Genomic DNA, 23,899 nt, shown 5'->3' on the forward strand with positions numbered 1-23,899 from the left:
GATCTAATTTCTTATAGGCTTAAGCCAGCCGCGATAGTGCACCATGAGGCCGACAAGAGGCAATTTAATGGGAACGTCGAAGTGGAAACGACCGTCTTCCTCCCATTCGCTTGCTTGTGATTTCGGTGCGAGAAAGAGTGGCAATGGGATAAACCAGAATTTCCAGCCTGCCATTTCCATAGCGAGCCCATTATCCGTGACGGGCAGATGAAATCGAAACTGAAACAACCCGAAATTCTCGGTCAGATGACGATCCGTTTTTTGTAAGCGGCTGGAAAATTTCTTCCCTGAAAAACTGCGTGTCCATGTTTCACCTTTGGAATCCACTTTTATATGTACATGCAGATCATGTTTGCCCGCTGCCGGAAATCCGAAAATTTTTGCGGCCAATCCGGCTAAAGGGTTTTTGCCCCTTGAGACTTCGGCTTCGCCATGAAAACCGGCGTCGCGGATAACAGTGTGTAGTTTCTCTAAGCTGGCCGGCAGCTTTTTGAAATCCTGCCCCATGACTTTTCGGTAAAGCGATGGTTGAGCCGCCACAGTCTGCGTTGCGTGAGCTATGGCATAGCGATCAAATAGTGGTTGAAACTCCGACAGTTCCAAGAGTTTGCTGGCATCATATGCGCCAAATTCTATCTGCCCGAATAGTATTTTTTCGGCCAAAAGAATGGCTGCAAAGGTCGGTATTTGTGGGCCATCGCCGTTTCGTGCAATCAGCGTCCAATCCTTCTGATTGGGTTGATCATTCGTATGGCCGCACAGCTCTACCTTCATTGCTGAAATATCGGATCCCAGTGCACGTGTTATATTCTGAAGCGACAGGAACCCTGGCGCGAACGGTACCAGAGATTTTATCCAACCCCATCGGACTGGCCAGCTTGCAAGCCATAGCACCCGGTTTTGAAACCTGAGTTCGGTACCGGCGCGGAAAATGACAGTAGGCTTGTTGTCAAATTGGGTTGGCACAAGGTGAAGGTCAGGAACATCCGCCAATCCGACCAAACGCGGCCCGACCGCCGACCCATCCGGTAAGGTGAAGCGAACGTCGCGAAGGTCGTGCCAACCGTAACTGGTCTGCCATTGTCCCGCTCGTCTGACCCTGATCGGTTTCCCAACATAGCTCAGAATCGCTTTGCTAACGGACGGTCCAGCGGTCGCTTTGTTCGAAGCGCTGATGGCCATTTCGATTGCCTCAATCTGATCGACCTCAGATGCCAAATGGCGAATGGCGGCTCCGGACAGCGCAGGGACGCTGGATGCGCCGGAAATCACGGATATGCCAGCGGCGGTTGCGGCATCGTTCAGGGTTCCGATGCCGCAAACAAAGTCACGTCCATCGGCGAGATCGAGATAGGGAGTGGCCAAGGCAATGCATTGTTCGACAAGCTTATAATTGCTTCCTTGAAACGGTCCTGCCGCGTCGATCAAGAGATCCGGTTTGTGCCTTTCGATTATTTCCCCGATGTCGCCGTTGCGGTCGGCCTGCAAAGGCTCCGTGTTTTCGATCGTTTCGCAGAAAAGCTTGGCCTTTTGAAAGCCCCGTCCGGCGACAAGAATATGATAGCCGCGGGACGCGAGTTCTTGCGAGAGGCGCGCACCAAATCCCCCATAGCCGCCAAGGATCAGGATTTTCTTCACAGCATGCGATCCCGAAATTCCGGATCGGGAAGCCAGCATGTATCGCGTTTCCCAAAAACCCGATATCGGTTCCGAGCAATGAACAAATAAACCGGGTCACGCAATAATTTTGGCAAGACTTTTGCCGCCGCGACTGTTTTCCAAGGCCAGCCCAGTCCTGCATAAATAGCCAGCACCGCATCGCTGTTGCGCAGCAAATCATCACCTTGAACAACGATCAGGGTTTCAGGATTGGTAGGGTCAATGTCGTGTTTTCTATAAAGTGCACTGCCATATTCGCCTTGCATAGACGCCAGCAAAAAGCGCCTTTGATGATCATGTTTCAATAGAAACTGTGCATTGGCCGAACATAATATGCATTCGGCATCGAAGACGATAATGGCCTGTCCCGCTGACAGCGGCTGTTCAATATTGTCTTGCATCGCCTCCTATATCGCTGGAACTCCGCAAGATATCAACGGATCGCTGTCACGACTTGCCGCTGACTGACATATAATAAAATTCAACATTCGTTACGCCAGATCGAAAATATGGCGCGCTGGCTTTATAATCTTGAGTCTTCTGTACTTTCGCGAAGCCATTGGGCGCGTCCCATTCGACGAACGTCAATTGATTGGGCGCTTTTAACGATGTCGCATGGGCCTCCATCTTGGGGGTTTTCATTTTGTAAATGAACCGCCCGCCCGCTGCATGTACGGCCTTCTCAATTCCGGTGAGATAGCGCTGATAATCCTGCGGTTTATCTGGGTTGGTCCATGCGACGACCAGGCTGTAATATTTATCGGGATCAAAGCTCAAATCCAGATCATCTTGCATCGCAGCGCTATAAATTCTCAACTCATTCCACGCTTTTGGACGTTGCGCCTTGATCGCGGGCCACTCCGGCTGGTTCATCAATTGCTTTTCCGATGCCTGATCTGGGTAGGAGAAAAATATCAGTCCGGAGGGTTTGTAGTTACTGACCACGGCATTATCGATCTTGAGCTGGGCTTCACGCTTCAGGCCGAACTTTTGCCCCAATGGAAGGGCTTGGCGATAATAGGTTTGGCGGGCCGCATCTCCATCCGTTTTTGCTTCCGGCATAATGATGGAGAGATATTGGCCTTTGGCGACGGTCAATCGGGGGGTTGTGGCTGCGGATTCCTGTGCAGACGATGATTGCGCCATGAGGCCGCAGGACGGCACGGCCAGCGCGACGGTGAAGGTTGAAGCTAGTGTCAGGGCAGTGCGATGGATCGTCATGGATAAAGGCCTTTTTGTGATGATTGAAATGCTGTCGAGCTATCTCGTGTTGCGATATTGCACCTCAATACACTCATGAATATTATAATAGTGGATGTATTTTGCCCGATGTTGGTGCAATAATGCACCAATGGAAAATTGGGACGATTATCGATTCATCTTGGCGCTTGATCGGTCAGGCACGGTGCGGGCAGCGGCATCACTTTTGGGCGTGACCCATAGCACCGTGTCGCGGCGGTTGGCCGTGATCAACAAACGCTATGGCAAACCTATTTTTGAACGGGCCGCAGGTGGATATCGAAAAACCCAGCTGGGCGCGGAACTGGTCGAGGCCGCCAGCCAGATCGAGGGTATCAGCTTTTCCGCTGACCGCCGGCGTAAGGCGGGCGAAACAGAATTATCTGGCCCGATCACATTATCCATTCCAGATGCATTGGGACAATATCTGCTGCTTGATTATCTCGCCGATTTTTGCCGGCAGTATCCGGACATAAAATTATCTCTTTTGAGCAGCTACCGTTTTGCGGACCTTGATCGGTCAGAGGCGGATGTCGTGATCAGGAGCGTTGCGACACCGCCAGACCATCTGGTGGGGCGCCGTCTCTTTCCATATGCGCTAAGCTATTTTTGCCGCCGTGACTATCTTGAGAAAACTCAGCCAGCGGATCGGCGGTGGATTGTGGCTGTGACACCTTCAGGGATACCGAGCTGGATTGCAGATAGTCCATTCCCCGATGCATCGATCGGGATGATGAGCGACGATATTACTTTGCGCCATAGGGCGGTTATGAGTGGTTATGGCATGATACGGGGGGCTTGTTATATGAACGATCCAGAGTCCAATTTGATGCGCCTGCCAAATTCGCCGCCGCCATCACCGGCCCCGGATTTTTGGGTACTGACCCACCCTGATCTCAAGAACACGCCTCGTATAAAATTGCTCATGCGTTTTCTGGCGTCGGCATTGCTCGAGAATCAGGATTTGATTGAAGGGCGCTTGGCTAACGCTTGACAGCGAAATATTTGCGATAGGCCGGTTTGAGGGAAGCCATTATAGCCTTTGTGACCGACAGATCGATCTCATAGTCGCCCTCGACATAAGGACCAGCCGCATAAGGACCGACATTGATCTTTATGATGTCGAAACTGTCGACCGTTGTTGATCCCAATATGATCGCATGTTCCGAAGGCGTGATGCATTTGTCAAAACTATCATCGCTATCGGTTGCCACAGGCTGACCCCGTTTCTCAGCACGTTGGTCATTGAGTTGCTCGCAAAATTCTATTTGTAGAGCCTGATTAAAGGCTTCAGCACTGCGAAATAGCGTCAAAGGTTCAACCATTGTTTTGTTGGATTTGTCCCATATCCAGCTTTTGGTGCCATGTATGCCATGCGCACCACCATAAAACCCATACCAGTGCTGGGTTAGGCTGATAAACGCTGGAATATCGGCTTCCTCGCTCCAGTGGACTTGATAGTCATAGGCGAGAAGTCGTGGCCCATTTTCGGTAATTGCCGCCGTATCAGCATGATCGCGATCAGCTTCGGTTGAAAATTTCGTATATTCCTTCTCGCTGTCCTGATCGAGATAATCCGACAATCGGGAATCGCGAGCGAGTGATTTTGGATAGCGATATTCGAACGTGTAATTATCGGTTTTCCGCATCAATTCTTCCATCTCCGGCGGATCGGCAAGCGACGGATCAAGCGTCGCCGAAGCGGGAACTGCTGCCAGTAAAATGGGCAGGGCAGCCGCCGCCAATTGTCGGATCATCATGTCACTGGCTCCCGCGCTCAATCGAGATAGAAGTTGACGGTCGTGACAACGCGGACTTTTTTGTAAGGCGTATCGGTAACCCCATAGCCGCCGCCATCGCCATCGCGCGAATTGATCGAGAAATAGCCTTGCGTGGCGGATTTAATCCCGCCGACATCGGTTCCGCTATCCTCAGCAAATTGTTCCGCCGATTTGCGAGCGTCCTTGGTCGCTTCTGCGACCATTTCCGGCTTGATCTCGTCGAGCTTGGTGAAGGTATAGCTCATCCCGGAACCGTCCTCCAGTACCACGCCGCGCCGCACCAGATCAAATTGCCTGGCAACGGCCGCTTGGGCTTTTTCGATATCATCCGTGCGCAGCGAGAGACGTTGGCGGATGGTATATCGAGGGATGCCGTTGCTGCTATATTGGTTCACATTGGCGCCCGTGGGTTTTAGTGCATCTGCCTCAAATCCGAGCTCTGTGAAAAATTTGCCAATCGCTGCTGTATCGCGATCCATATCAGCCTGCGCCTCAGCAAGGTTCGTGCTTTGCGCACTATAGGCGATGGTCCAGGTTGCAAGATCGGCGGTGACTTCTCTTTCTGCCAAGCCCCGAACCGTGACGCTGCGATCTGCCATTTTGGAACGGAGCAATCCGTCACCCAACAGGTAACCGCCGGCGATCAAGCCGATGGTCAGCAATCCGGCGCTAACCAGCATCACGTTATTTTTTTTGTCCAGAAATTTTGTGCCTTCAACATTATCAGTCATAGCTCTTTCCCTCTCGTTCCAAGCGTTCTAAACTGTTTCCATCGACCCGGTTCGGCTTTGTGGTAGCTGCGATGAACCGTTTCTGAATAGAGATGAATGGAGTTTTTCCGAAATGCCGATTCAATATTTACACACGATGCTGCGCGTCACCGATCCCGATCCCACGATTAAATTTTTCAATCTCCTCGGCCTCGAAGAAGTCCGCCGCTATGATAGTGAAAAGGGCCGCTTCTCGCTAATCTTCCTCGCCGCGCCGGGGCAAAAAGACGTTGCGGAGGTCGAGCTAACCCATAATTGGCCCGCAGAAGATGGCGGCAGTGAAGACTATGATGGCGGGCGCAACTTTGGCCATCTCGCCTATCGAGTGGATAATATCTACGATCTTTGCCAGACACTGATGGATGCCGGTGTGACCATCAACCGCCCGCCGCGTGACGGGCATATGGCCTTTGTCCGGACACCGGATAATATCTCTGTTGAGCTGTTACAGGCCGGCGAAAACCTGCCAGTCCAAGAACCATGGGCGAGTATGGAAAATATCGGTGAGTGGTAAATTCTAAGCTGTCGCAGCATCCGTGTGAGGCTTTGGCAAATCCGAAATATCAAAGCTGACAATCTGATTGCGACCGTTATTCTTGGCATCATAGAGACGCTTATCTGCAACGGCCATGACGGACCGTAGAGATGCTCTTTTGCCAATAGAGGTTACACCAACCGAGAATGTCACAGCACGTTTGATTTGCGGAACATCGCTGTGCACAGCTTTGATTAGGCGCTGGCATATTTCTGATAGCTCAACGGCAGAGCTTGAACCGCGATTGGCCCGATTTTTTGTTTTCATCAATAAAGCGAATTCTTCGCCGCCGATCCGCGCGACGAAATGCCGGGTGTTAGCAAGTTCTTTGCCAACAGCACGTAAGACATCATCACCAGTCTCATGCCCATATTCGTCGTTGACATGCTTGAAGAAATCAATGTCTAATATTGCCAGATGGTCAAATCTGTATTCCGGACTCTTGTCATGAAAGGCCCGTTCAAAAGCCCGCCTATTTCCGATAGCGGTAAGGCCGTCCGTATCGGCGAGCAGAGTTAACTCCACTTGTTTCCTCATCGAATCTTCATGGTGACGACGCAATTGCAGGATTCGATTTGCTACGCCAAAGGCCAATATAATGGTTTCTATAACCAGCGTGAAATAGAGGCCATAGTCCAAGGCCGGTATCCCGATATAGATATCCATGCCGCGCGCGATCCGGTCAAGGCCAAAGAAGATAATGGGTGACCAGGCTGCTACCTGGAACCAGATGGCTCGACTGCCGCGGCGAATGGCGTGCACCATGGTATAAATAATGACGAAAAAATAGGGCAGGAATGACGCATGATATTGGTTGCGTGCATACATGTTATAGCCTTCGTTCCCATGCAATATGATAGCCGTCGCGGCAACGGGAAACAGAGCGGTCACCAAGATAACCGCTTGAAGCCTCCACGATATTTTTCCGCGCTCGAGAAAGCCGATCAGAAAGAAGCCACTGGCTGCAATTCCGAATGCTAACGTCCAATAGTTGAGCAGAAATTTGGTTGTCAGCGTTGTTTCTGGGAAGGCGATGAAAATTAGTCCCGATGAACTGAAAGTATAGATAGTCGTCGCAGCGGCCATAACGCTGTGCCAAAGCATGAAGTTGTAACGCAGCGCACTGTAGAAGAACGCGTTGTAAATGAGCGGCATCACAGCCATCCCGCACAATATCGCAAACATTACCGAAAGTGGCAGCTTGCGATCATCCCAAACTTTTTTGGATGCCAATTGGCTGATTGAGATGGAACTGACAACGCGAGGATGGTCGATGCTGACGTAGACGGTTTTTATGTCGTTCCGTAATTGTGCATTGTCAGAACCGGGAACCGGCAATCCATATTGCCCCTTTGGGCGCCAGTGCTCCCTTACCGCTTTTTCCGAATAATTGGCTGATCGGATGCTTCCGTCTTCCAGAACGGAGTGGACAGACATAGCCGTCAAACCGTTATTATCACCCTGCACTTCGATGGTGCCAGGGGGCAGCGTGTCGGCTTTGAAGGGAATTTTTATCCAGACTTTTGGCCCTTGAACCGAATATTTATTGTCTGAACAGTTGAACTTGTCAGCCTGTTTCAGGGTTTCTGAAATCGAACTGTCTAAGCCGCTGCTAAAAGTACACAGCGCATCCGAAAGGGGCATTGCCGCGTGCGCAGGCATGCTCAAAAAGAACAACGCTAGTAAAAATACTCTTAGTCGCAATGCAACAACCCTTCCCCGGAAACTGCTTTTTCGCTGATTTCAAAGTAACTTACTGTAAAATTCTTATCATGCGGTTAACCATCGACAAGATCGGAATTGAGGGGTAAATTATCTGCATGTTAGAAATAGTCCGCATCCCTGTATTGTCAGACAATTATGTCTGGCTGGTCCATGAACCCAATTCTCAGGAAACGATGGTCGTCGATCCAGCGGTGGCCGAACCAGTGCTTGCGGAAGCGGATAAACGGGGCTGGAAAATCACCCAGATATGGAACACCCACTGGCATCCCGACCATACCGGCGGCAATGCTGCGATTAAGGAAGCGACGGGCTGCCATATTACTGGCCCTGAGGCGGAGCAGGCGCGTATTCCAACGCTGGATGTTATGGTCAAGGAAGGCGATAATGTTCGTCTAGGAGATGTTGTAGCGGACGTCATCGATGTGCCCGCACATACTGCCGGGCATATTGCGTTTCATATTGCTGATGACGCGGTCGTCTTTGTGGGTGATACCCTGTTCGCCATGGGCTGCGGCCGGTTGTTTGAAGGCACGCCAGCGCAGATGTTTGATAATATGCAGAAGCTTTCGAAATTGCCCGGCGATACGAAAGTCTATTGTGCCCATGAATATACGCAGGCCAATGGTGAATATGCGCTTGTTGCGGAACCGGATAATCAAGCACTGAAAGAGCGGATGGATGCTGTGCTGGCTGCGCGAGCCAAGGGCGAAGCGACGGTCCCGACCACCATTGCTCTGGAAGCGGCAACCAATCCCTTCATGCGGGCGGAGTCTGTTGAGCAATTGGCGGAGCGGCGCACTGCCAAGGATAATTTTTAGCGCTTGATTTCAGATTTTTGGCAATCCATGTTATCTTGTATCTTTGATGGGGGACATCGAAGGAGAATCGTCATGCGTAAGATCATTTTCGCATTACCACTGGCACTGATGCTCGCTGCACCCGCAGCGAATAGCGGTACCGCTGAGGTTAAACTCAGTGAGAAAGAGCAGGCCAAGTTTGACAAGAAAATAGCCGGTCGCGAGGCTGGAAAGCCGGTTAGCTGCATCAATCGTATTGATCAGAAGAATATGACAGTCGTTGGTGACAAATATCTGATTTACAGCCGTAGTAGCAATCCAAAGACTATATATGTGAATGAACCATATGGCGGATGCCGGGACGTGGACCGCAATACGCTGGTAACGCGCAGACCTTCTACGCAGCTTTGTCGTGGAGAGATTGCACAAGTGCAAGACCGACCATCGGGTGCCTTTATCGATAGCTGCTCGTTCAGTTCATTCGTACCCTATACCAAAACTGGCGGTTGACTGCTCTGAACTTTGAGCGCGTCTATTTTTTGTAAAGCGCGTTTAGCCGTTCTTCATAGCGCTCACGAATGACGTGACGCCGGATTTTCATGCTCGGCGTCAGTTCTTCATTCTCGATTGCAAAAGGTTCGTCGGCAAATTCAAACCGGCGAACCTTTTCGGTAACGGACAGGTTTTTATTGACCCGATCCACGGCTTTGCTGACAGCCGATTTGAAAGCCGGATTGGCTTGCAGTTTCAGGAAGTCATAAGCCATGCCTTCTGCGCGAGACCATTCCAGCGCCCATTCTGGATCCGGGACGACCAGGCCCACCATATAGGGGCGTTTGTCGCCGATGATCATGGCCTGAAGGATTTCCGGTTGCAGGGTCAGCATGCCTTCAACCTTTTGCGGCGCGACATTTTCGCCCTTGTCATTGACAATCAGGTCTTTCTTGCGATCCGTAATTGCCACCCGTCCAGCCTCGTCGATCAAGCCAATATCACCGGTATGCAACCACCCATCTTTAATGACCCGGTCTGTTTCAGCCTGATTGCGCCAGTAGCCCTTCATCACCAATTCGCCGCGAACCAAAATCTCGCCGTCATCGGCAATTTTTACTTCGGTATCGATCATCGGCGGGCCGACCGTGTCCATCTTCAGACCCGTGCGCGGGCGGTTGCAGGCGACAATCGGACCGGACTCGGTTTGTCCGTAGCCTTGCAGAAGGGTCAGGCCAAGAGATTGGAAAAACACGCCAATATCCGGGTTTAGTGGCGCACCACCTGAAACCATTGCTTTCATACGGCCACCAAAACGCTGCTGCACTTTGGGACGGAGTGTTTTATTCAGGAAGATATCCATCGGCTTATCGCGTTTGCGTTTTTTGCCGTCAGCCTGGCGTTCGCCCATGGCCAAAGCTTTGCCGAGCAAATAACGTGGCATTTTGCCTTGCTTCTCGACCGTTTTGATCAGCCGCGTTCTAAGCACCTCGAACAGACGCGGAACCACGACCATGATGGTTGGACGGACTTCTTCTATATTAGAAGCAAGTTTTTCGAGCCCCTCAGAATAGAAAATCTGCGCGCCGAGACCGATCGGGAAAAACTGGCCAGCGCTATGTTCGTAAGCATGGCTAAGCGGCAGGAAGGAGAGGAATACTTCGTCATCCCAGCCAAAGTCATTCTCGATAACTTCTGCCGGCCCTTTGACATTGTGGAGGATCGCGCCATGTGGCTGCATCACGCCGCGCGGTTTGCCGCCGGTGCCGCTAGTATAGATGATACAGGCCGTATCATCGCGTTTGATGTCAGCAACCTGAGCCGTGACTTCAGCGACATCTTCATCCGTACCCTGGATCAAGCCATTCCATTGATGGATCGCAAAATCGCCCGATTGGCCGATGCGCAGATCCGACATGCCAATGACGATGTCGGCATCTGATGACTTGATAACCGAAGGGATGAGATTTTGTGCCAGCTTCTGGTTGGAAACGATCACCGCCTTTGCCCCGCTATTGTCGAGGATATGTTGATGATCATTGGGCGTGTTGGTGGTGTAAGTGGGGACTGTAATGCATTCCGCCGCCATGATGGCCAGATCGGCAATGCACCATTGCGGGCAATTGTCGGACACCAGCATGACGCGGTCGCCCGGCTTCAGGCCGAGTTTCTTGAAGGATTTTGCGAGCGCCGCAACTTGCCGTGCCGCCTCGGCCCAACTGGTCGCTTGCCATTCACCGTCTATTTTGGCGCTCAAAAACGGTTTGTCACCGCCTTCACTGGCCCGATGGAAAAACATCGAAACCAGATTGGAGAACCCGTCAAATTCCAGATAACGGTCACTTGTTTTTTTTGCCGACACTCTAATCACCCTCTCGTGCAGCCGTGCCTAATCAAAGGCCAGCCCCTGTTATGATGACAGGCTAGCGCGGATAAAAGTTTCGGGCAATGGTTTCCGGCCATTGTATAGGAAATGGCTGTTTTAGGGTAGCTCGCTGACCGCTTCCCCGGTGCTGCGTGGATCAACTGCGCCGACCCAGCCCTTGTCGGTTTTTTGAGCACCGGCGAGTTTCGAAGGCAAGTTGTTGGTTACAACCGTATGGCCAAGGCGAGCGAGATCATTTCGCAGCGCAATCAGATCACTGTCATTTTCAATCAGCAGCCCCGATCCACCAAAATAGATATTTGGCATTGCCATCGCGTCTTTCAGCGGCATTCCATAATCCAGCACACCAATCAAAGTCTTGGTTACATGCATGATAATCCGTTTGCCACCAGCTGAACCTAAAGCGAGGATCGGTTGGCCATTCGCATCATAAACGATGGTCGGTGACATGGAGGACAGCGGACGTTTGCCAGGCTGGACTCGATTGGCCACTTGTGCGCCGTCTTTCTCAGGTGCGAAGGTAAAGTCGGTGAGTTCGTTGTTGAGTACCATCCCGCGTGCCAGCAACTGGCTGCCAAAAGGGCCTTCTACGGTCGAGGTCATATTAGCAATATTGCCTTCGCCATCGACTGCGGTGAAATGAGTCGTCCCGGCCACTTCGGACGAGATGGCAGCGGTCCGTGGTGTGGCCCCCGGAGGATTGCCTGCAGGATAGGTTTCGATATCCGGAAATTGCGGTCGCACGCGTTGCAAGGCAATCATTTGCGAGCGCTTGGCGAGATAGCCCTTATCGATCAAGCCAGCCACGGGGACCGAGACGAAATCCTGGTCCGCCAAATATTTCTCACGATCCGCATAAGCCAGTCGCATTGCTTCGCTAATGACATGCCAGGCGCGGGCCGGTTCTTTTTCGTACAGCGCGCCCATGTCAAAGCGTTCAATGGAGCCGAGGATCTGTAGCACAGTTGTTGCGCCTGATGACGGCGGGCCCATGCCGCAAATCCGATATTCGCGGTAAGTGGAGCAAACAGGATGCCGCAATATCGCACTGTAATTAGCAAAATCCTGTTCGGTCAGTACTGATTGATTTTGCGGCGCATTTGCGACGGCCGCAGAAATTGCTGTCACCGTTTTGCCGGCATAAAATGCATCAGCCCCGCCCGACTGCAAATCGCGCAGCAATTGGCCGAGCTCCGGGTTTTTGATGATGGTGCCACGCGGGGCCGGTGCACCACCCCGCCAATATAGCTTCTGCATGTCCGGGAATTTGACCCAGAGTTTTTCCAGCCGCTTCATCCAGTCATATTGCGGTGGACTGACAGCATAGCCTTGTTCGGCCAGTTTGATGGCCGGTTCAAACAGCTTTTCCCATGGCAGCTTGCCCCATTTCTTGTGAGCCAATTCCATCAACCGCATATTGCCGGGCACACCCACTGATTTGCCGCCGGGGGTCGCATCGCGCCAACCCAAAGGTTTGCCATCCGCACCCAGAAAACGATCAGAAGCGGCAGCAGCAGGTGCCATTTCACGCCCGTCAATTGTCTCCATCCAACCGCTCTTTGCATCATGATGCAATAGGAAACCACCGCCGCCAATGCCGCTCGATTGCGGTTCGACAACGGTCAGCGCAAGCATCATCGCCATGGCCGCATCGGTTGCTGACCCGCCGGCTTGCAACATCTCAAAACCCGCCTTGGTGGCTTCGGGATGCGCGGATGCAGCTGTGCCCGCATTTTGTGCGTTGGCCGGAATTGCCAGCGGTGTGAGCAGTAAAAAAGCGAATAAAGTCAGGAGTTTTTTCATGGCAAAGAGTTTTATGGACGCCTCGCCATTTTGGCAAATCATTTGTCGCCCGATTTTATTCAGTCCCAACAGCGTCGGCGACCGACGTAAATCCGTCCCGTTTCAAAAGCCGCGCAAGTCCGCAACTCATCATCCGGGCCATAGTTGGACCTTCATATATCATCGCGGTATAAAGCTGCACCAGCGAAGCACCAGCCCGGATGCGCTCATAGGCATCTTCTGCATTGGCAATGCCGCCCACACCGATGAGTGGGATTTGACTACCGCTCGCTGCACGGAAATCTTTCAATCGTTGCAGTGCCAAGTCCATCAAGGGCGCGCCAGATAGGCCGCCGGTTTCATCTTGGTTAGAGGATTGCAGATTGGGCCGGGTGATGGTTGTGTTGGAAACAATCAGAGCGTCGATTTTCTGGGTCATGGTGACATCGACTATATCATCTATATCTGCTGGCTCCAGATCGGGAGCGACCTTCAGGAATACCGGCACTTTGCGATCCCCTCTTGCCTCCATGACCGCAGCCAGCAATTCTTCCAGCGCACCTTTATCCTGCAAGGCTCTCAATCCCGGCGTATTGGGCGATGAGATATTGACGGTCAGATAATCTGCGAGCGGTGCCATATTCTCGACGCCGATAACATAATCGGCAATCCGATCGTCACTGTCCTTATTGGCACCAATATTGATGCCCAGAACGCCTTTACCCATGCGTTTGCGCATTCGTTCCAGGCGCGGCGCGGCTTTTTCCTGACCCTGATTATTAAATCCCAAGCGGTTGATGACTGCCTTGTCCTCCGGTAGCCGGAAGATACGCGGTTTGGGATTGCCCGGCTGCGCGCGCGGGGTTAGCGTGCCTACCTCGGCATAACCAAAACCCATGCGGATCAGCGCGTCGGGCACTTCGCCATTTTTATCAAACCCGGGCGCCATGCCGATGGGATTGGGAAAATCGAGACCGGCGACCGTGGTAGCCAACACAGGATCAGATTTGGGTGCTGGCCCCAATGGTAGCGCCTTTAATCCGGCAATGGTCAGGCCATGGGCTCTTTCGGCGTCGAGCGCAAAGATGAATGGTTTAGCGAAGGAATATAGCATGGCCGCGCCTATGGCATTGGGGGTTGTGCCGCGCAATAGTCGGGTTACCCATTACTCTTGGATCACAAGACTGGAAACCGGAATAATATCTGTTAAACAACCGCCAAATAGTCATGAAGGACAGAATATGATTGCGACCCCCGATTTTGACTTCCAGCTTGGCGAAATGGCCGACCAGATCCGCGACACGACCCGGCGCTTTGCCGATGAGAAGATCAGTCCGCTTGCGCAAAAAATGGACCGCGAGGACTGGTTCCCGCGCGAGCTGTGGGAACAGATGGGGGAGCTGGGCCTGCATGGTGTGACGGTCGAGGAAGAGGATGGCGGCCTGGGTCTCGGCTATTTGGAACATGCGATTGCGGTTGAAGAGGTCAGCCGGGGTAGTGCAGCGCTTGGCCTCAGCTACGGCGCGCATAGCAACCTTTGCGTCAACCAAATCCGTCGTTGGGCGACGCCCGAGCAAAAGGCAAAATATTTGCCGAAACTGATTTCCGGCGAACATGTCGGTTCGCTTGCCATGTCGGAGGCGAGCGCGGGTTCCGATGTCGTGAGCATGAAATTGAAGGCCGAGGCTGTGCAGGGTGGCTATATCCTCAACGGCACAAAATTCTGGATTACCAACTCGACCGATGCGGATACTTTAGTGGTCTATGGCAAGACCCGGCCCGATGCCGGTTCCGGTGGGATCACCGCTTTCCTGATCGAGAAGGGCATGAAGGGTTTCTCCATCGGCCAGAAAATCGAGAAGGTTGGCATGAAGGGTAGTCCAACAGCAGAGCTGGTATTCGACGATTGCGAAGTGCCGGAAGAAAATGTCATGGGACCAATCAACGGTGGTGTGGGCGTTTTGATGTCCGGTCTCGACTATGAGCGCGCGGTGCTCGCCGCGATCCCGCTCGGTCTGATGCAAGCCTGCCTCGACACCGTCATCCCCTATGTTCGTGAGCGAAAGCAATTTGGCAAACCGATCGGGACGTTCCAGCTGATGCAGGGCAAGATTGCCGACATGTATGTTCGCCTCAACAGCGCACGGTCCTATGTTTATGCAGTCAACAAAGCTTGTGACGCAGGTCAGACCACGCGTTTCGACGCCGCGGGTGCAGTCATGTATGCGTCGGAAAGCAGCGTTCGTGTCGCCGAAGAATCGGTGCAAGCACTGGGCGGCGCGGGCTATACAACCGATTGGCCGGTGGAGCGTTACTGGCGCGATTCCAAATTGTTGGATATTGGAGCAGGAACTAATGAAATCCGCCGGATGCTGATTGGGCGTGAACTGATTGGTGGTGCCTGATGAAGCTGCTGCTCACCGGCTCATCGGGTTGGTTGGGTAGGTTTCTGGCACCAAAACTTGAGGGCATCGGCCACAAAGTAGTTGGTTTGGACGTCGCGGCTGGGGATCATACCGATGTCATAGGTTCGGTGGCCGATCGGGGATTGATTGATCAGACGTTTAGCGATCATGGCATTGAAGCGGTGATCCATGCGGGTGCGCTGCATAAACCCGACATTGTCCGTTATCCAAACAGTGCTTTTGTCGATGTCAACGTCACCGGAACGCTCAACCTCTTGGAAGCGGCGGTGCAGGCTGGCCATGACCGATTTATTTTTACCTCAACGACCTCTTTGATGATTTCCGAGACCGTTCGTGCCGGCCGAGCGGGCGGAGCGGAACAGGCTTTTTGGCTGGACGAAGAATTCGGCCCGCTCAAACCACGCAACATCTATGGCGTGACCAAGGTAGCGGCGGAGCATTTGTGCCGTCTCTACCACAAGTTGCACGATATTAACGTCGCGGTTTTGCGGACAGGTCGCTTTTTCCCGGAGGATGATGATACGCTGACGGTTCCAAGCGGCCCCAATTTGAAAGCCAATGAACTTTTAAACCGGCGATTGACCGTTGAAGATGCTGCCGATGCACATATTGCGGCGCTGGATCGAATAGTCGATTTGGGGTTTGAGACTTTTATTTTGTCAGCACCGACGCCATTTTTACGTGCAGATTGCAAGCAACTGATGGAAGATGCACCGTCTGTCATCACACGCTATTTTCCCGAAGCCAAAGCCTTATATGAGAAACAGGGCTGGGTATTGCCGGATCATATTGACCGTGTTTACGACGCGGGGAAGGCGGAGCGGCTTTTGGGGTTTCGGGGAAAGACCGATTTTTCCAGTATATTGAAGGCGCTGGCCGAAGGTCGCCCGCTGCCCTTTCAGCATGATCCCAGCTATATCTCTCCCAAGGAGGCTTTATGAGTTACACGCTGATTACCGCAAACCGCAATTATTCTAGCTGGTCCTTGCGCCCTTGGATATTGATGAAGGCGCTGGATATCCCGTTCGAAGATGACATTATCTATTTCGAAGAAGAAAATTACGAACGGTTTCGGGCCTTCGCTCCCAATGCGCAGGTGCCCTGCTTAAAATATAAGGGTCTGAAAGATGATGACCGCACGATCTGGGACTCGCTGGCGATTGTCGAATATCTCGCTGAGCGGCATGGAGGTGTCTGGCCAGAGGATGAAAAAGCCCGGACCTGGGCGCGTTGTGCGGCAGCGGAAATGCATGGCGGTTTCGCGCCGCTGCGCAATATTTGCCCGATGAATGTTGGTGTGCGGGCGAAACTACATGATGTTGATACACCGCTTCAGCGCAATGTGGACCGGATCGGGGAGCTATTTGCCGAAGGTCTTGACAGCTTTGGCGGGCCTTGGCTAGCGGGTGAGAAGTTTACTGCCGTTGATGCTTTTTATGCGCCGGTTGCCTATCGTGTGCGGACATTTGATCTCGATATCGGTGCAAAGGGCCGGGCATGGGTGGATCATATCATCGCCCATCCGGCTATGCAGGCGTGGGAGAAGGAAGCCCTCGCCGAGCCGCACCGCGAAATCAGCCACGAAGAAGAGATCGCCTCAGTGGCCACCATGACCGAAGATTTCCGGATTCCCGTTTGATCGGGAATGGTCGCAAAGAGTGGCGCTTCGCTTGACGGTGGCAAGTCAATAGGCCATGGCCGCGCTCAACGATGGTGCGTTGCAACATTTTAATCTGACATTTCAATCGGTGGGGATCGAATCATGGCAATACACAGCGATTTTAAACGCGACTGGCTATCCAATCCGAAAACCGAGTTTTTGGCTGGTTTGGTTGTTGCGCTTGCCCTGATTCCAGAGGCGATCGGCTTTGCGATTATCGCCGGTGTCGATCCGCGTGTTGGGCTTTATGCCAGTTTTTCTATCGCTGTTATCATCTCAATGATTGGCGGGCGTCCTGGCATGATCAGTGCCGCAACGGCGGCAGTGGCTGTACTAGTGGTGCCGCTGGTACGCGATCATGGTGTCGAATATCTCTTTGCTGCGACCATATTAATGGGGATTTTTCAGGCTATCGCTGCCTTGCTGCGGCTTGATATGCTAATGCGTTTCGTATCGCGGTCGGTCATTACGGGCTTTGTCAACGCGCTCGCAATCCTGATTTTCATGGCGCAGTTGCCGCAGCTGACCGGGGATGCGCTGACATGGCAGACCTATGTCATGGTCGCTGCTGGCCTTGCGATTATTTATGGTCTCCCCAAGCTCACTAGCTGGGTACCATCGCCGCTTGCTGCCATTGTCCTGCTGGCCGGGGTCAGTATCTATTTCAAAGTCGATGTCTCCACCGTCGGCGATATGGGCGAGCTACCTGACAGTCTGCCGTGGTTCCATATTCCGCAAATCCCGATCACTTGGGAAACACTGCAGATCATCGCGCCCTATTCGCTGGCCATGGCCGCTGTCGGTCTATTGGAATCCCTACTTACCGCGTCGATTGTCGATGACATGACCGAAACGCGCAGTGACAAGAAACGCGAAACTTATGGTCAGGGTATTGCCAATTTCGTGACCGGCTGGATCGGCGGCATGGGCGGTTGTGCGATGATTGGTCAGTCGGTGATCAACATTAAATCGGGCGGTCAGCGGCGTCTTTCGACCTTTGTTGCGGGCGTTATGCTATTGGTATTGATCGTAGGCCTTGGGCCACTTGTAGCGCAAATTCCGATGCCTGCTTTGGTCGCTGTTATGATCTTTGTATCAATCAGTACCTTCCGCTGGAAAAGCTTCACCGAAATCACCCATCACCCATGGCCATCCAATGTCGTGATGATCGCAACCGTAGTAATGGTTGTTGCAACCCATGATCTGTCCATCGGTGTTTTAACCGGCGTTTTGCTATCCGGCATATTCTTCGCTTGGAAAGTGCGTCAGCTCGTTACCATTCAGGATTTTGTAGAAGTTACCACCCACCGTTATGTCTTTGGCGGCCAGATATTCTTTGGCTCTGTCGATATGCTTTATGAAGCGATGGAGTTTAACGAGGAAGGCATTGATACCGTGATTATCGATGTTCATGATGCGCATTTCTGGGATATCTCAGCCACTGGCATGCTCGATAAAATCGTCGAGCGCTTGCAGAATGAAGGCAAGACGGTCGAACTTATTGGCTTGAATGAAGCCAGTGCAACGCTGGTTGAAAAATATAGCGACAATGACCGACCGTTTGAAAGTTTGGGCGTCGTCGGTCATTAGTTCTCACACGGGACCGATAAATAGATATAGTGTCGGGGTATAAAACCCTGATTCGTAATTCTATTTAAAGGCACAGCCCATGATCATATTGCATCATCTGGAATATAGCCGTTCGACACGCATCATCTGGCTGCTCGAAGAACTGGGTGTGGAATATGAAATGGTGCGGCATCAGCGGCATCCCGAAACCATGCGGGCGCAGGCCGACTTGGCGGCGATCCATCCGCTCGCCAAGGCGCCGACTGTCATCATCGACAGTCATCTGATGATGGAATCAGGGGCGGTGATTGAATATATTCTGGAGCAATATGGCGATGGAAAATTGGCCCCTGCACCGGGTTCCAAAGATCGTGCCGAATATCTTGAATGGCTGCATTTTGCAGAAGGCACATTAGCCAACCCGGTAATTGTGCAGATGCTCGCGCCGCGTTTTGGCGGATTGGGTGAAGGTTATGCTCCCTTTGTTGAAGGGGAAGTGGTCAAGCTGCTCGATTATGTTGAGCACCATATCGATAATCGTGAATTTCTCGTAGGTGATGATTTTACGGGGGCCGACATTAACATCATGTACGTCATCGAACTGGCCATGGCGGCGGGTATGCTCGCCAATCGCCCGGCGTCGATGGATTATGGCAAACGGATGATGGCCCGTGCGGGCTATAAAAAAGCGATTGAATTGGGCGGCCCGGTCGTTCCTACGCTCGCTGGTTAGTGTCTGCCGCTGATCAGTCATCGGAACATGCTGGCGGGCGCCTTTTAACGGCGCTGTTGTTGATATTGACGCTATGTGCCTTTGCCGGCAACTCTTTGCTCAATCGCGCGGCTTTGGCCGAGAGCACTATTGATTGGGCAAGTTTTACGGCCATCCGGCTGGTGTCAGGGGCGATCATGCTGGCACTGCTTTTGGGCTTTCAATATGGCCGTGCTGTTTTTCCGCGCGGTGATACGTTCGTTCCAGCTATCGCTCTGTTCGTCTATGCAGTCAGCTTCTCCTTCGCTTATGTCTCGCTTGATGCAGCTATTGGGGCATTGATCCTGTTTCCTGCCGGACAACTGAGTTTGCAGATGATTGGGATAGTTCGCGGGATCTATCCAACGGCGATCCAATGGATTGGTCTATTGCTCGCCATTGCCGGTTTGGCTGTTTTTCTGGCGCCGGGTGATACCGCGCCGCCGTTGGTTGGCGGATTGATCATGGCACTCGCTGGCATAGCCTGGGGCTTTTACAGTTGGGCCGGAAAAGGGGCCGCGCGCCCTGCGCTTGCTACAGCCCGGAATTTTGTTGGCGCTGCTTTGCTTTGCCTTCTGCTCATTCCTGTCTTGGGTAGCGCTGATCAAATTCAACCGACCGGGATCGCTCTGGCGATTGTCTCTGGGACCATCACGTCCGGGCTAGGCTATATCACATGGTATGCGGTTCTACCGCGACTATCGGTCAGTACCGCCGCTGCCTCTCAGCTTTCCGTGCCCGCTATTGCCGCGCTCGGCGGTGTATTGCTGCTTGGGGAAACGCTGACCACGCGTTTCTTTATCGGCAGCGCAATGATTTTTGCCGGCATTGGTTTGACGATGTTTAAATGGGGTCAGCTTAAAGCGCGTTAGCACCGACGGAGTCTCTGACGACCGCTTTTCCTGTTTCGCGCTGCACTTTTAATTCTGCCTTTAGCTTCGCAGGGTCACGCGCAAATACAAAACCAAAACTCACGCCGCCTTCTTTGCCGATGGTTGCATGATGCAGCTTATGCGCTTGCACCAGCCGCTTGGCATAGCCGCGTTTCGGGACATATTTAAAGTAACGCTGATGCACCAGACCATCGTGGATCAGCGTGTAGATAATGCCATAGAATAATATTCCGAGTCCGATCCAGGTGCCGGGTTCCCAGGCAGAGTTACCCATGATCATTGGGCTGCCGACAACGAACATCGAAATGCTCATTACGGCTCCAGCAATGCCATAAAGATCATTTTTCTCCAGCGCTTTGTCATGCGGTTCATGATGATCACGATGCCAGTTCCAGCCAAAACCATGCATGATATATTTATGCGCACCCCAGGCGACGAATTCCATTGCGATAACGGAAGCGAGGATGGTGGCTATGATGGCAAAAATGGTCATCTGACGAAGATACGCCTTTCTGATCGGCTTTTGAAGTCACTTCTCACTTGCACCGGCAATTGATCTGGGTAAACGAAACACCATATTGCATAAGAGGATGGTAAAACCCCGGATGACCGAAGCAAAAACCCTGTACGAGAAAATTTGGGATGCCCATGTCGTCGATCAACGCGACGATGGTACGGCGCTGATCTATATCGATCGCCATCTGGTTCATGAGGTCACCAGTCCGCAGGCTTTTGAAGGTCTCCGTAAGGCCGGGCGCAAGGTTCGCCGTCCGGACCTGACACTGGCTGTACCCGATCATAATCTACCGACCACGCCGCGCATCGATGGCAATGGCAACAAGATACCCATTGCCGATCCGCAAAGCGCTGCACAGTTGGCGGCTTTGGAGGTCAACGCGCCCGCTTTCGGGATCAAATATATCGGTGCGAGTGATGCGGAGCAGGGCATTGTCCATGTGATTGGTCCGGAGCAAGGCTTTACATTACCCGGCACAACCTTGGTTTGTGGTGACAGTCATACCGCAGCACATGGCGCCTTGGGTGCACTCGCCTTTGGTATCGGAACCAGTGAAGTCGAGCATGTTCTTGCAACGCAGACGCTGCAGCTCGCGCGGTCCAAGTCGATGGAAATCCGGGTTGAAGGATTGCTGGGGCCGGGCATCAGCCCAAAGGATCTGATCCTTCATATCATTGGCGTAATCGGTACAGCTGGCGGAACCGGCTATGTTATCGAATATCGCGGTGAGGTGTTCGAGCAAATGTCGATCGAAGGCCGCCTGACAGTATCCAACATGTCGATCGAAGGCGGTGCACGGGCCGGTCTGATTGCGCCGGATGAAAAAACCTTCGCCTATCTGAATGGCCGCCCCATGGCTCCGAAGGGCGCAGATTGGGATGCGGCGGTTGCTTATTGGAAAACGCTACCAACTGATGATGGCGCGCAGTTTGACAAAAGCGTGACCATCCAAGCGGCTGATGTCGCACCAACTGTTACCTGGGGCACGAGCCCAGAGGATGTTGTGCCAGTAACCGGCCATGTCCCCGCGCCAGAGAGTTTTGCCGACGCGTCCAAACAGGACGCCGCGCGCAAGTCGCTGGACTATATGGGGCTCGCCTCGGGTCAGGCCATGGGCGATGTTGCGGTGGAAAATATCTTCATTGGCAGTTGTACGAACAGCCGGATCGAAGATTTGCGCGCTGCCGCCGAAGTTCTCGATGGTCGCAAAAAAGCTGATGGCGTGAAATGGGCGATTGTTGTTCCCGGATCGGGGCTTGTTAAAGCGCAGGCGGAGGCCGAGGGGCTGGACAAGATATTCACTGCATCCGGCTTTGAATGGCGGGAGCCAGGCTGTTCTGCCTGTCTCGGTATGAACCCAGACAAGGTTCCGCCAGGAGAGCGGTGTGCATCGACTTCTAACCGCAATTTTGTAGGCCGTCAGGGTCCGGGTGCTCGCACGCATCTTATGTCCCCCGCAATGGCGGCGGCTGCAGCTGTGACAGGAAAGCTTACTGATGTCCGTGAATTGATGGGCGCGAACTGATAGGATAAGGTTTAGATATGGCAGACGATAAAAAACAGCCGGAAGACAATGGCTCCGAAGAAAAGAAAAGCAAATGGTCTACGGGTGCCAAAGTGGGCGCTGCTGTGGGATCAGCTGCGGTTGCAGCGGCGCTGATCTATGCCGGTCGCCACAAGATGCGCAAATTGGATGAATTTAACGCTGACAAACCGAAACCCGGTACGCGCTACGAAAATGAGCCCTTGGATGATACCGATGAAGAGGAGTCAGAATGAAACCGGTTCGCTCGGTTGAAGGACGCGCCATTCCCTTTGGCCAGAAAAATGTCGATACCGATGTGATCATTGCGGCTGAATGGTTGAAAACCATATCACGCGAAGGTCTGGGCAAAGGCGCATTTGAATCCGTCCGCGCGCAAGAGGGGAATGTTTTTGACGACCCGGAATATGCGGGGGCGTCAATCCTTATCGCTGGCGACAATTTTGGCTGTGGTTCTAGCCGCGAGCATGCCGCATGGGCGCTGGATGACATGGGCATAGAAGCGATTATTGCACCGAGTTTCTCAGACATTTTTTCCAGCAATGCATTTAAAAATGGGCTGCTCGCGATAGCCTTGCCGCAAGAAGCGATTGACCGGCTGATGGAGGTTGCCAAAACCGATCTCATCACGATCGATATGGAAAGCATGAGTGTGACCACGCCATTTCAGGATCGCTTCACATTCGAGATGGATCCCTTCCGGCAGCAATGTCTGATGAAAGGAGTTGATGAAATTGACCTGACAATGTCAAAATCTGATGCCATAGAAACGCATGAAAGCAGGGTCGATTCTGCGCAACCGTGGCATAAGCCAGTGGCTGCATAGGGCGCTCAAAAGATACAAGACAAAGAGGAAGAAATAATGAAAGCATTAATGTCCACACAAGTCGGCGGTCCCGATAGCCTGGAAATGCTAGAGGTTGATAACCCGGCGGCTGGCAAGGGGCAGGTGGTCATTGATGTCAAAGCTTGCTCGATCAACTATCCCGATGTCCTGATCATTCAGGATATGTATCAGTTCAAACCGCCCCGGCCTTTTGCGCCCGGCGGAGAAGTATCCGGCGTTATTTCAGAAATTGGTGAAGGCGTGACCGGCTTTAAAGTCGGCGATCGTGTAGCATCCACTACTGGTCATGGCGGTCTGGTGGAAAAAGTCGCGGTGGATCATAACAGTGTATTCAAAATTCCTGACACCGTCAGCTTTGAAGATGCTTCCGCGCTTATCCTGACATACGGCACGTCCATTCACGCATTGGTTGATCGCGGCCATATTAAAGAAGGCGATACGCTTCTGGTATTGGGTGCATCGGGCGGTGTTGGCATTGCTGCGGTTGAGCTAGGCAAAGCCTTTGGCGCGCGCGTTGTTGCTGCTGTTTCGTCTGAAGAGAAAGCCGCTTTTGCCAAAGCCGCTGGCGCTGATGAAACAGTTGTCTATGGCCGGGCACCTTTTGACAAGGATCAGTCCAAGGCGCTCGCAGCGCAGTTTAAAGCCGCCGTCGGTCCCAATGGAGCGGATGTCATTTATGACGCGGTTGGCGGCGATTACAGCGAACCTGCTGTGCGTTCGATTGCATGGGAAGGCCGCTTTTTGGTCGTTGGTTTCCCAGCCGGCATCGCCAAATTGCCGCTCAATCTGACCTTGCTCAAATCCTGCGATGTTTGCGGTGTATTCTGGGGCGCTTATGCGATGCGCGATCCCGCGGGCAATCGGTCTCATATCAACCGGCTATTCAAGCTGTGGGGACAAGGCATGATCCAGCCGCGCGTGTCAGAAGTTTTCGACTTTGCCGATGCCGGAAAAGCGATCCAGAAAATGGCTGATCGCGGAGCGATTGGTAAGCTGGTTGTGAAAGTTTCGGACTAAGCGACCTGGGC

At 52.7% G+C, this 23,899-nt stretch carries 24 protein-coding genes; 14 read left to right on the forward strand and 10 right to left on the reverse strand.

Annotated features, from left to right (window positions below):
* Positions 1 to 3: 3 nt before the first annotated feature.
* From ABJM21_RS01670 to ABJM21_RS01680, 3 genes are read right to left on the reverse strand one after another with little or no spacing between them, the layout of a single operon-like run.
* The gene (locus ABJM21_RS01670; RefSeq protein ID WP_348303174.1) at positions 4 to 1,677 is read right to left on the reverse strand and encodes a DUF4166 domain-containing protein; all 1,674 of its coding nucleotides are present in this window, start codon (positions 1,675 to 1,677) and stop codon (positions 4 to 6) included.
* Positions 1,635 to 2,060, reverse strand: coding sequence for a thiol-disulfide oxidoreductase DCC family protein (locus tag ABJM21_RS01675; RefSeq protein ID WP_348303172.1), 426 nt, complete (start codon positions 2,058 to 2,060; stop codon positions 1,635 to 1,637). Before ABJM21_RS01675 ends, ABJM21_RS01670 begins: the two co-directional genes overlap by 43 nt.
* Before the next feature lie 46 nt (positions 2,061 to 2,106).
* Positions 2,107 to 2,880 (reverse strand): hypothetical protein, encoded by a 774-nt coding sequence (locus ABJM21_RS01680; protein WP_348303170.1) that lies wholly within the window; start codon positions 2,878 to 2,880, stop codon positions 2,107 to 2,109.
* 130 nt (positions 2,881 to 3,010) lie between these two features.
* On the opposite strand from ABJM21_RS01680, the gene ABJM21_RS01685 reads away from it, so the two are divergent.
* On the forward strand, positions 3,011 to 3,892 hold the full coding sequence (locus tag ABJM21_RS01685) for a LysR family transcriptional regulator (protein ID WP_348303168.1): 882 nt from the start codon (positions 3,011 to 3,013) through the stop codon (positions 3,890 to 3,892).
* On the opposite strand, the gene ABJM21_RS01690 is transcribed toward ABJM21_RS01685, so the two are convergent.
* Positions 3,882 to 4,658: a DUF4163 domain-containing protein gene (locus ABJM21_RS01690; protein WP_348303166.1), complete on the reverse strand. Its 777-nt coding sequence runs from the start codon at positions 4,656 to 4,658 to the stop codon at positions 3,882 to 3,884. The genes ABJM21_RS01685 and ABJM21_RS01690 overlap by 11 nt on opposite strands.
* Positions 4,659 to 4,675: 17 nt before the next feature.
* Entirely contained in the window at positions 4,676 to 5,410 is a 735-nt protein-coding gene (locus tag ABJM21_RS01695; RefSeq protein WP_348303164.1) for an SIMPL domain-containing protein, read from the reverse strand.
* A 112-nt stretch (positions 5,411 to 5,522) separates the two neighbouring features.
* On the opposite strand from ABJM21_RS01695, the gene ABJM21_RS01700 reads away from it, so the two are divergent.
* On the forward strand, positions 5,523 to 5,963 hold the full coding sequence (locus ABJM21_RS01700; RefSeq protein ID WP_348303162.1) for a VOC family protein: 441 nt from the start codon (positions 5,523 to 5,525) through the stop codon (positions 5,961 to 5,963).
* Positions 5,964 to 5,966: 3 nt separating this feature from the next.
* Here ABJM21_RS01700 and ABJM21_RS01705 read toward each other — a convergent pair whose 3' ends face one another.
* Positions 5,967 to 7,628 carry a diguanylate cyclase gene (locus ABJM21_RS01705; protein ID WP_348303160.1) on the reverse strand — a complete coding sequence of 554 codons (1,662 nt, stop codon included), beginning with the start codon at positions 7,626 to 7,628 and terminating at the stop codon, positions 5,967 to 5,969.
* Between the two features lie 176 nt (positions 7,629 to 7,804).
* Between ABJM21_RS01705 and gloB the strand changes: the two genes are divergently transcribed.
* Both gloB and ABJM21_RS01715 read left to right on the forward strand, forming a co-directional pair.
* Positions 7,805 to 8,527 carry a hydroxyacylglutathione hydrolase gene (gene gloB, locus ABJM21_RS01710; RefSeq protein WP_348303158.1) on the forward strand — a complete coding sequence of 241 codons (723 nt, stop codon included), beginning with the start codon at positions 7,805 to 7,807 and terminating at the stop codon, positions 8,525 to 8,527.
* A 72-nt stretch (positions 8,528 to 8,599) separates the two neighbouring features.
* Entirely contained in the window at positions 8,600 to 9,016 is a 417-nt protein-coding gene (locus ABJM21_RS01715; protein ID WP_348303156.1) for a hypothetical protein, read from the forward strand.
* A 22-nt stretch (positions 9,017 to 9,038) separates the two neighbouring features.
* Here the strand turns inward: ABJM21_RS01715 and ABJM21_RS01720 are convergent, their stop codons facing one another.
* The 3 genes from ABJM21_RS01720 to ABJM21_RS01730 form a co-directional block, all read right to left on the reverse strand.
* The gene (locus tag ABJM21_RS01720; protein WP_348303385.1) at positions 9,039 to 10,796 is read right to left on the reverse strand and encodes an AMP-dependent synthetase/ligase; all 1,758 of its coding nucleotides are present in this window, start codon (positions 10,794 to 10,796) and stop codon (positions 9,039 to 9,041) included.
* Positions 10,797 to 10,979: 183 nt separating this feature from the next.
* A complete protein-coding gene (ggt, locus tag ABJM21_RS01725) occupies positions 10,980 to 12,686 on the reverse strand; it encodes a gamma-glutamyltransferase (RefSeq protein WP_348303154.1) in 1,707 nt (568 codons plus the stop codon).
* 55 nt (positions 12,687 to 12,741) lie between these two features.
* On the reverse strand, positions 12,742 to 13,779 hold the full coding sequence (locus ABJM21_RS01730; protein ID WP_348303152.1) for a quinone-dependent dihydroorotate dehydrogenase: 1,038 nt from the start codon (positions 13,777 to 13,779) through the stop codon (positions 12,742 to 12,744).
* A 127-nt stretch (positions 13,780 to 13,906) separates the two neighbouring features.
* On the opposite strand from ABJM21_RS01730, the gene ABJM21_RS01735 reads away from it, so the two are divergent.
* The 6 genes from ABJM21_RS01735 (at position 13,907) to ABJM21_RS01760 (ending at position 19,943) form a co-directional block, all read left to right on the forward strand.
* The gene (locus tag ABJM21_RS01735) at positions 13,907 to 15,070 is read left to right on the forward strand and encodes an isovaleryl-CoA dehydrogenase (protein WP_348303383.1); all 1,164 of its coding nucleotides are present in this window, start codon (positions 13,907 to 13,909) and stop codon (positions 15,068 to 15,070) included.
* A complete protein-coding gene (locus ABJM21_RS01740) occupies positions 15,070 to 16,032 on the forward strand; it encodes an NAD(P)-dependent oxidoreductase (RefSeq protein ID WP_348303150.1) in 963 nt (320 codons plus the stop codon). Before ABJM21_RS01735 ends, ABJM21_RS01740 begins: the two co-directional genes overlap by 1 nt.
* The gene (locus ABJM21_RS01745; protein ID WP_348303148.1) at positions 16,029 to 16,730 is read left to right on the forward strand and encodes a glutathione S-transferase family protein; all 702 of its coding nucleotides are present in this window, start codon (positions 16,029 to 16,031) and stop codon (positions 16,728 to 16,730) included. Before ABJM21_RS01740 ends, ABJM21_RS01745 begins: the two co-directional genes overlap by 4 nt.
* Before the next feature lie 123 nt (positions 16,731 to 16,853).
* Positions 16,854 to 18,341, forward strand: coding sequence for a SulP family inorganic anion transporter (locus ABJM21_RS01750; RefSeq protein WP_348303146.1), 1,488 nt, complete (start codon positions 16,854 to 16,856; stop codon positions 18,339 to 18,341).
* Positions 18,342 to 18,420: 79 nt separating this feature from the next.
* Positions 18,421 to 19,053 (forward strand): glutathione S-transferase family protein, encoded by a 633-nt coding sequence (locus ABJM21_RS01755; RefSeq protein ID WP_348303144.1) that lies wholly within the window; start codon positions 18,421 to 18,423, stop codon positions 19,051 to 19,053.
* Positions 19,053 to 19,943: a DMT family transporter gene (locus ABJM21_RS01760; protein WP_348303142.1), complete on the forward strand. Its 891-nt coding sequence runs from the start codon at positions 19,053 to 19,055 to the stop codon at positions 19,941 to 19,943. The genes ABJM21_RS01755 and ABJM21_RS01760 overlap by 1 nt, the downstream gene beginning before the upstream one ends.
* On the opposite strand, the gene ABJM21_RS01765 is transcribed toward ABJM21_RS01760, so the two are convergent.
* Positions 19,930 to 20,457, reverse strand: coding sequence for a sterol desaturase family protein (locus ABJM21_RS01765; protein WP_348303140.1), 528 nt, complete (start codon positions 20,455 to 20,457; stop codon positions 19,930 to 19,932). The genes ABJM21_RS01760 and ABJM21_RS01765 overlap by 14 nt on opposite strands.
* Positions 20,458 to 20,569: 112 nt before the next feature.
* On the opposite strand from ABJM21_RS01765, the gene leuC reads away from it, so the two are divergent.
* From leuC to ABJM21_RS01785, 4 genes are read left to right on the forward strand one after another with little or no spacing between them, the layout of a single operon-like run.
* Positions 20,570 to 22,006 (forward strand): 3-isopropylmalate dehydratase large subunit, encoded by a 1,437-nt coding sequence (gene leuC, locus ABJM21_RS01770; RefSeq protein WP_348303138.1) that lies wholly within the window; start codon positions 20,570 to 20,572, stop codon positions 22,004 to 22,006.
* A gap of 17 nt (positions 22,007 to 22,023) precedes the next feature.
* Entirely contained in the window at positions 22,024 to 22,260 is a 237-nt protein-coding gene (locus ABJM21_RS01775) for a hypothetical protein (protein ID WP_348303136.1), read from the forward strand.
* On the forward strand, positions 22,257 to 22,850 hold the full coding sequence (leuD, locus tag ABJM21_RS01780) for a 3-isopropylmalate dehydratase small subunit (RefSeq protein ID WP_348303134.1): 594 nt from the start codon (positions 22,257 to 22,259) through the stop codon (positions 22,848 to 22,850). Before ABJM21_RS01775 ends, leuD begins: the two co-directional genes overlap by 4 nt.
* 36 nt (positions 22,851 to 22,886) lie before the next feature.
* Complete coding sequence (locus ABJM21_RS01785; protein ID WP_348303132.1) at positions 22,887 to 23,888, forward strand: NADPH:quinone oxidoreductase family protein; 1,002 nt, start codon at positions 22,887 to 22,889, stop codon at positions 23,886 to 23,888.
* The last annotated feature ends 11 nt before the right edge of the window (positions 23,889 to 23,899 follow it).

Source organism: Parasphingorhabdus sp., assembly GCF_039977335.1.
Classification (GTDB): Bacteria; Pseudomonadota; Alphaproteobacteria; order Sphingomonadales; family Sphingomonadaceae; genus Parasphingorhabdus.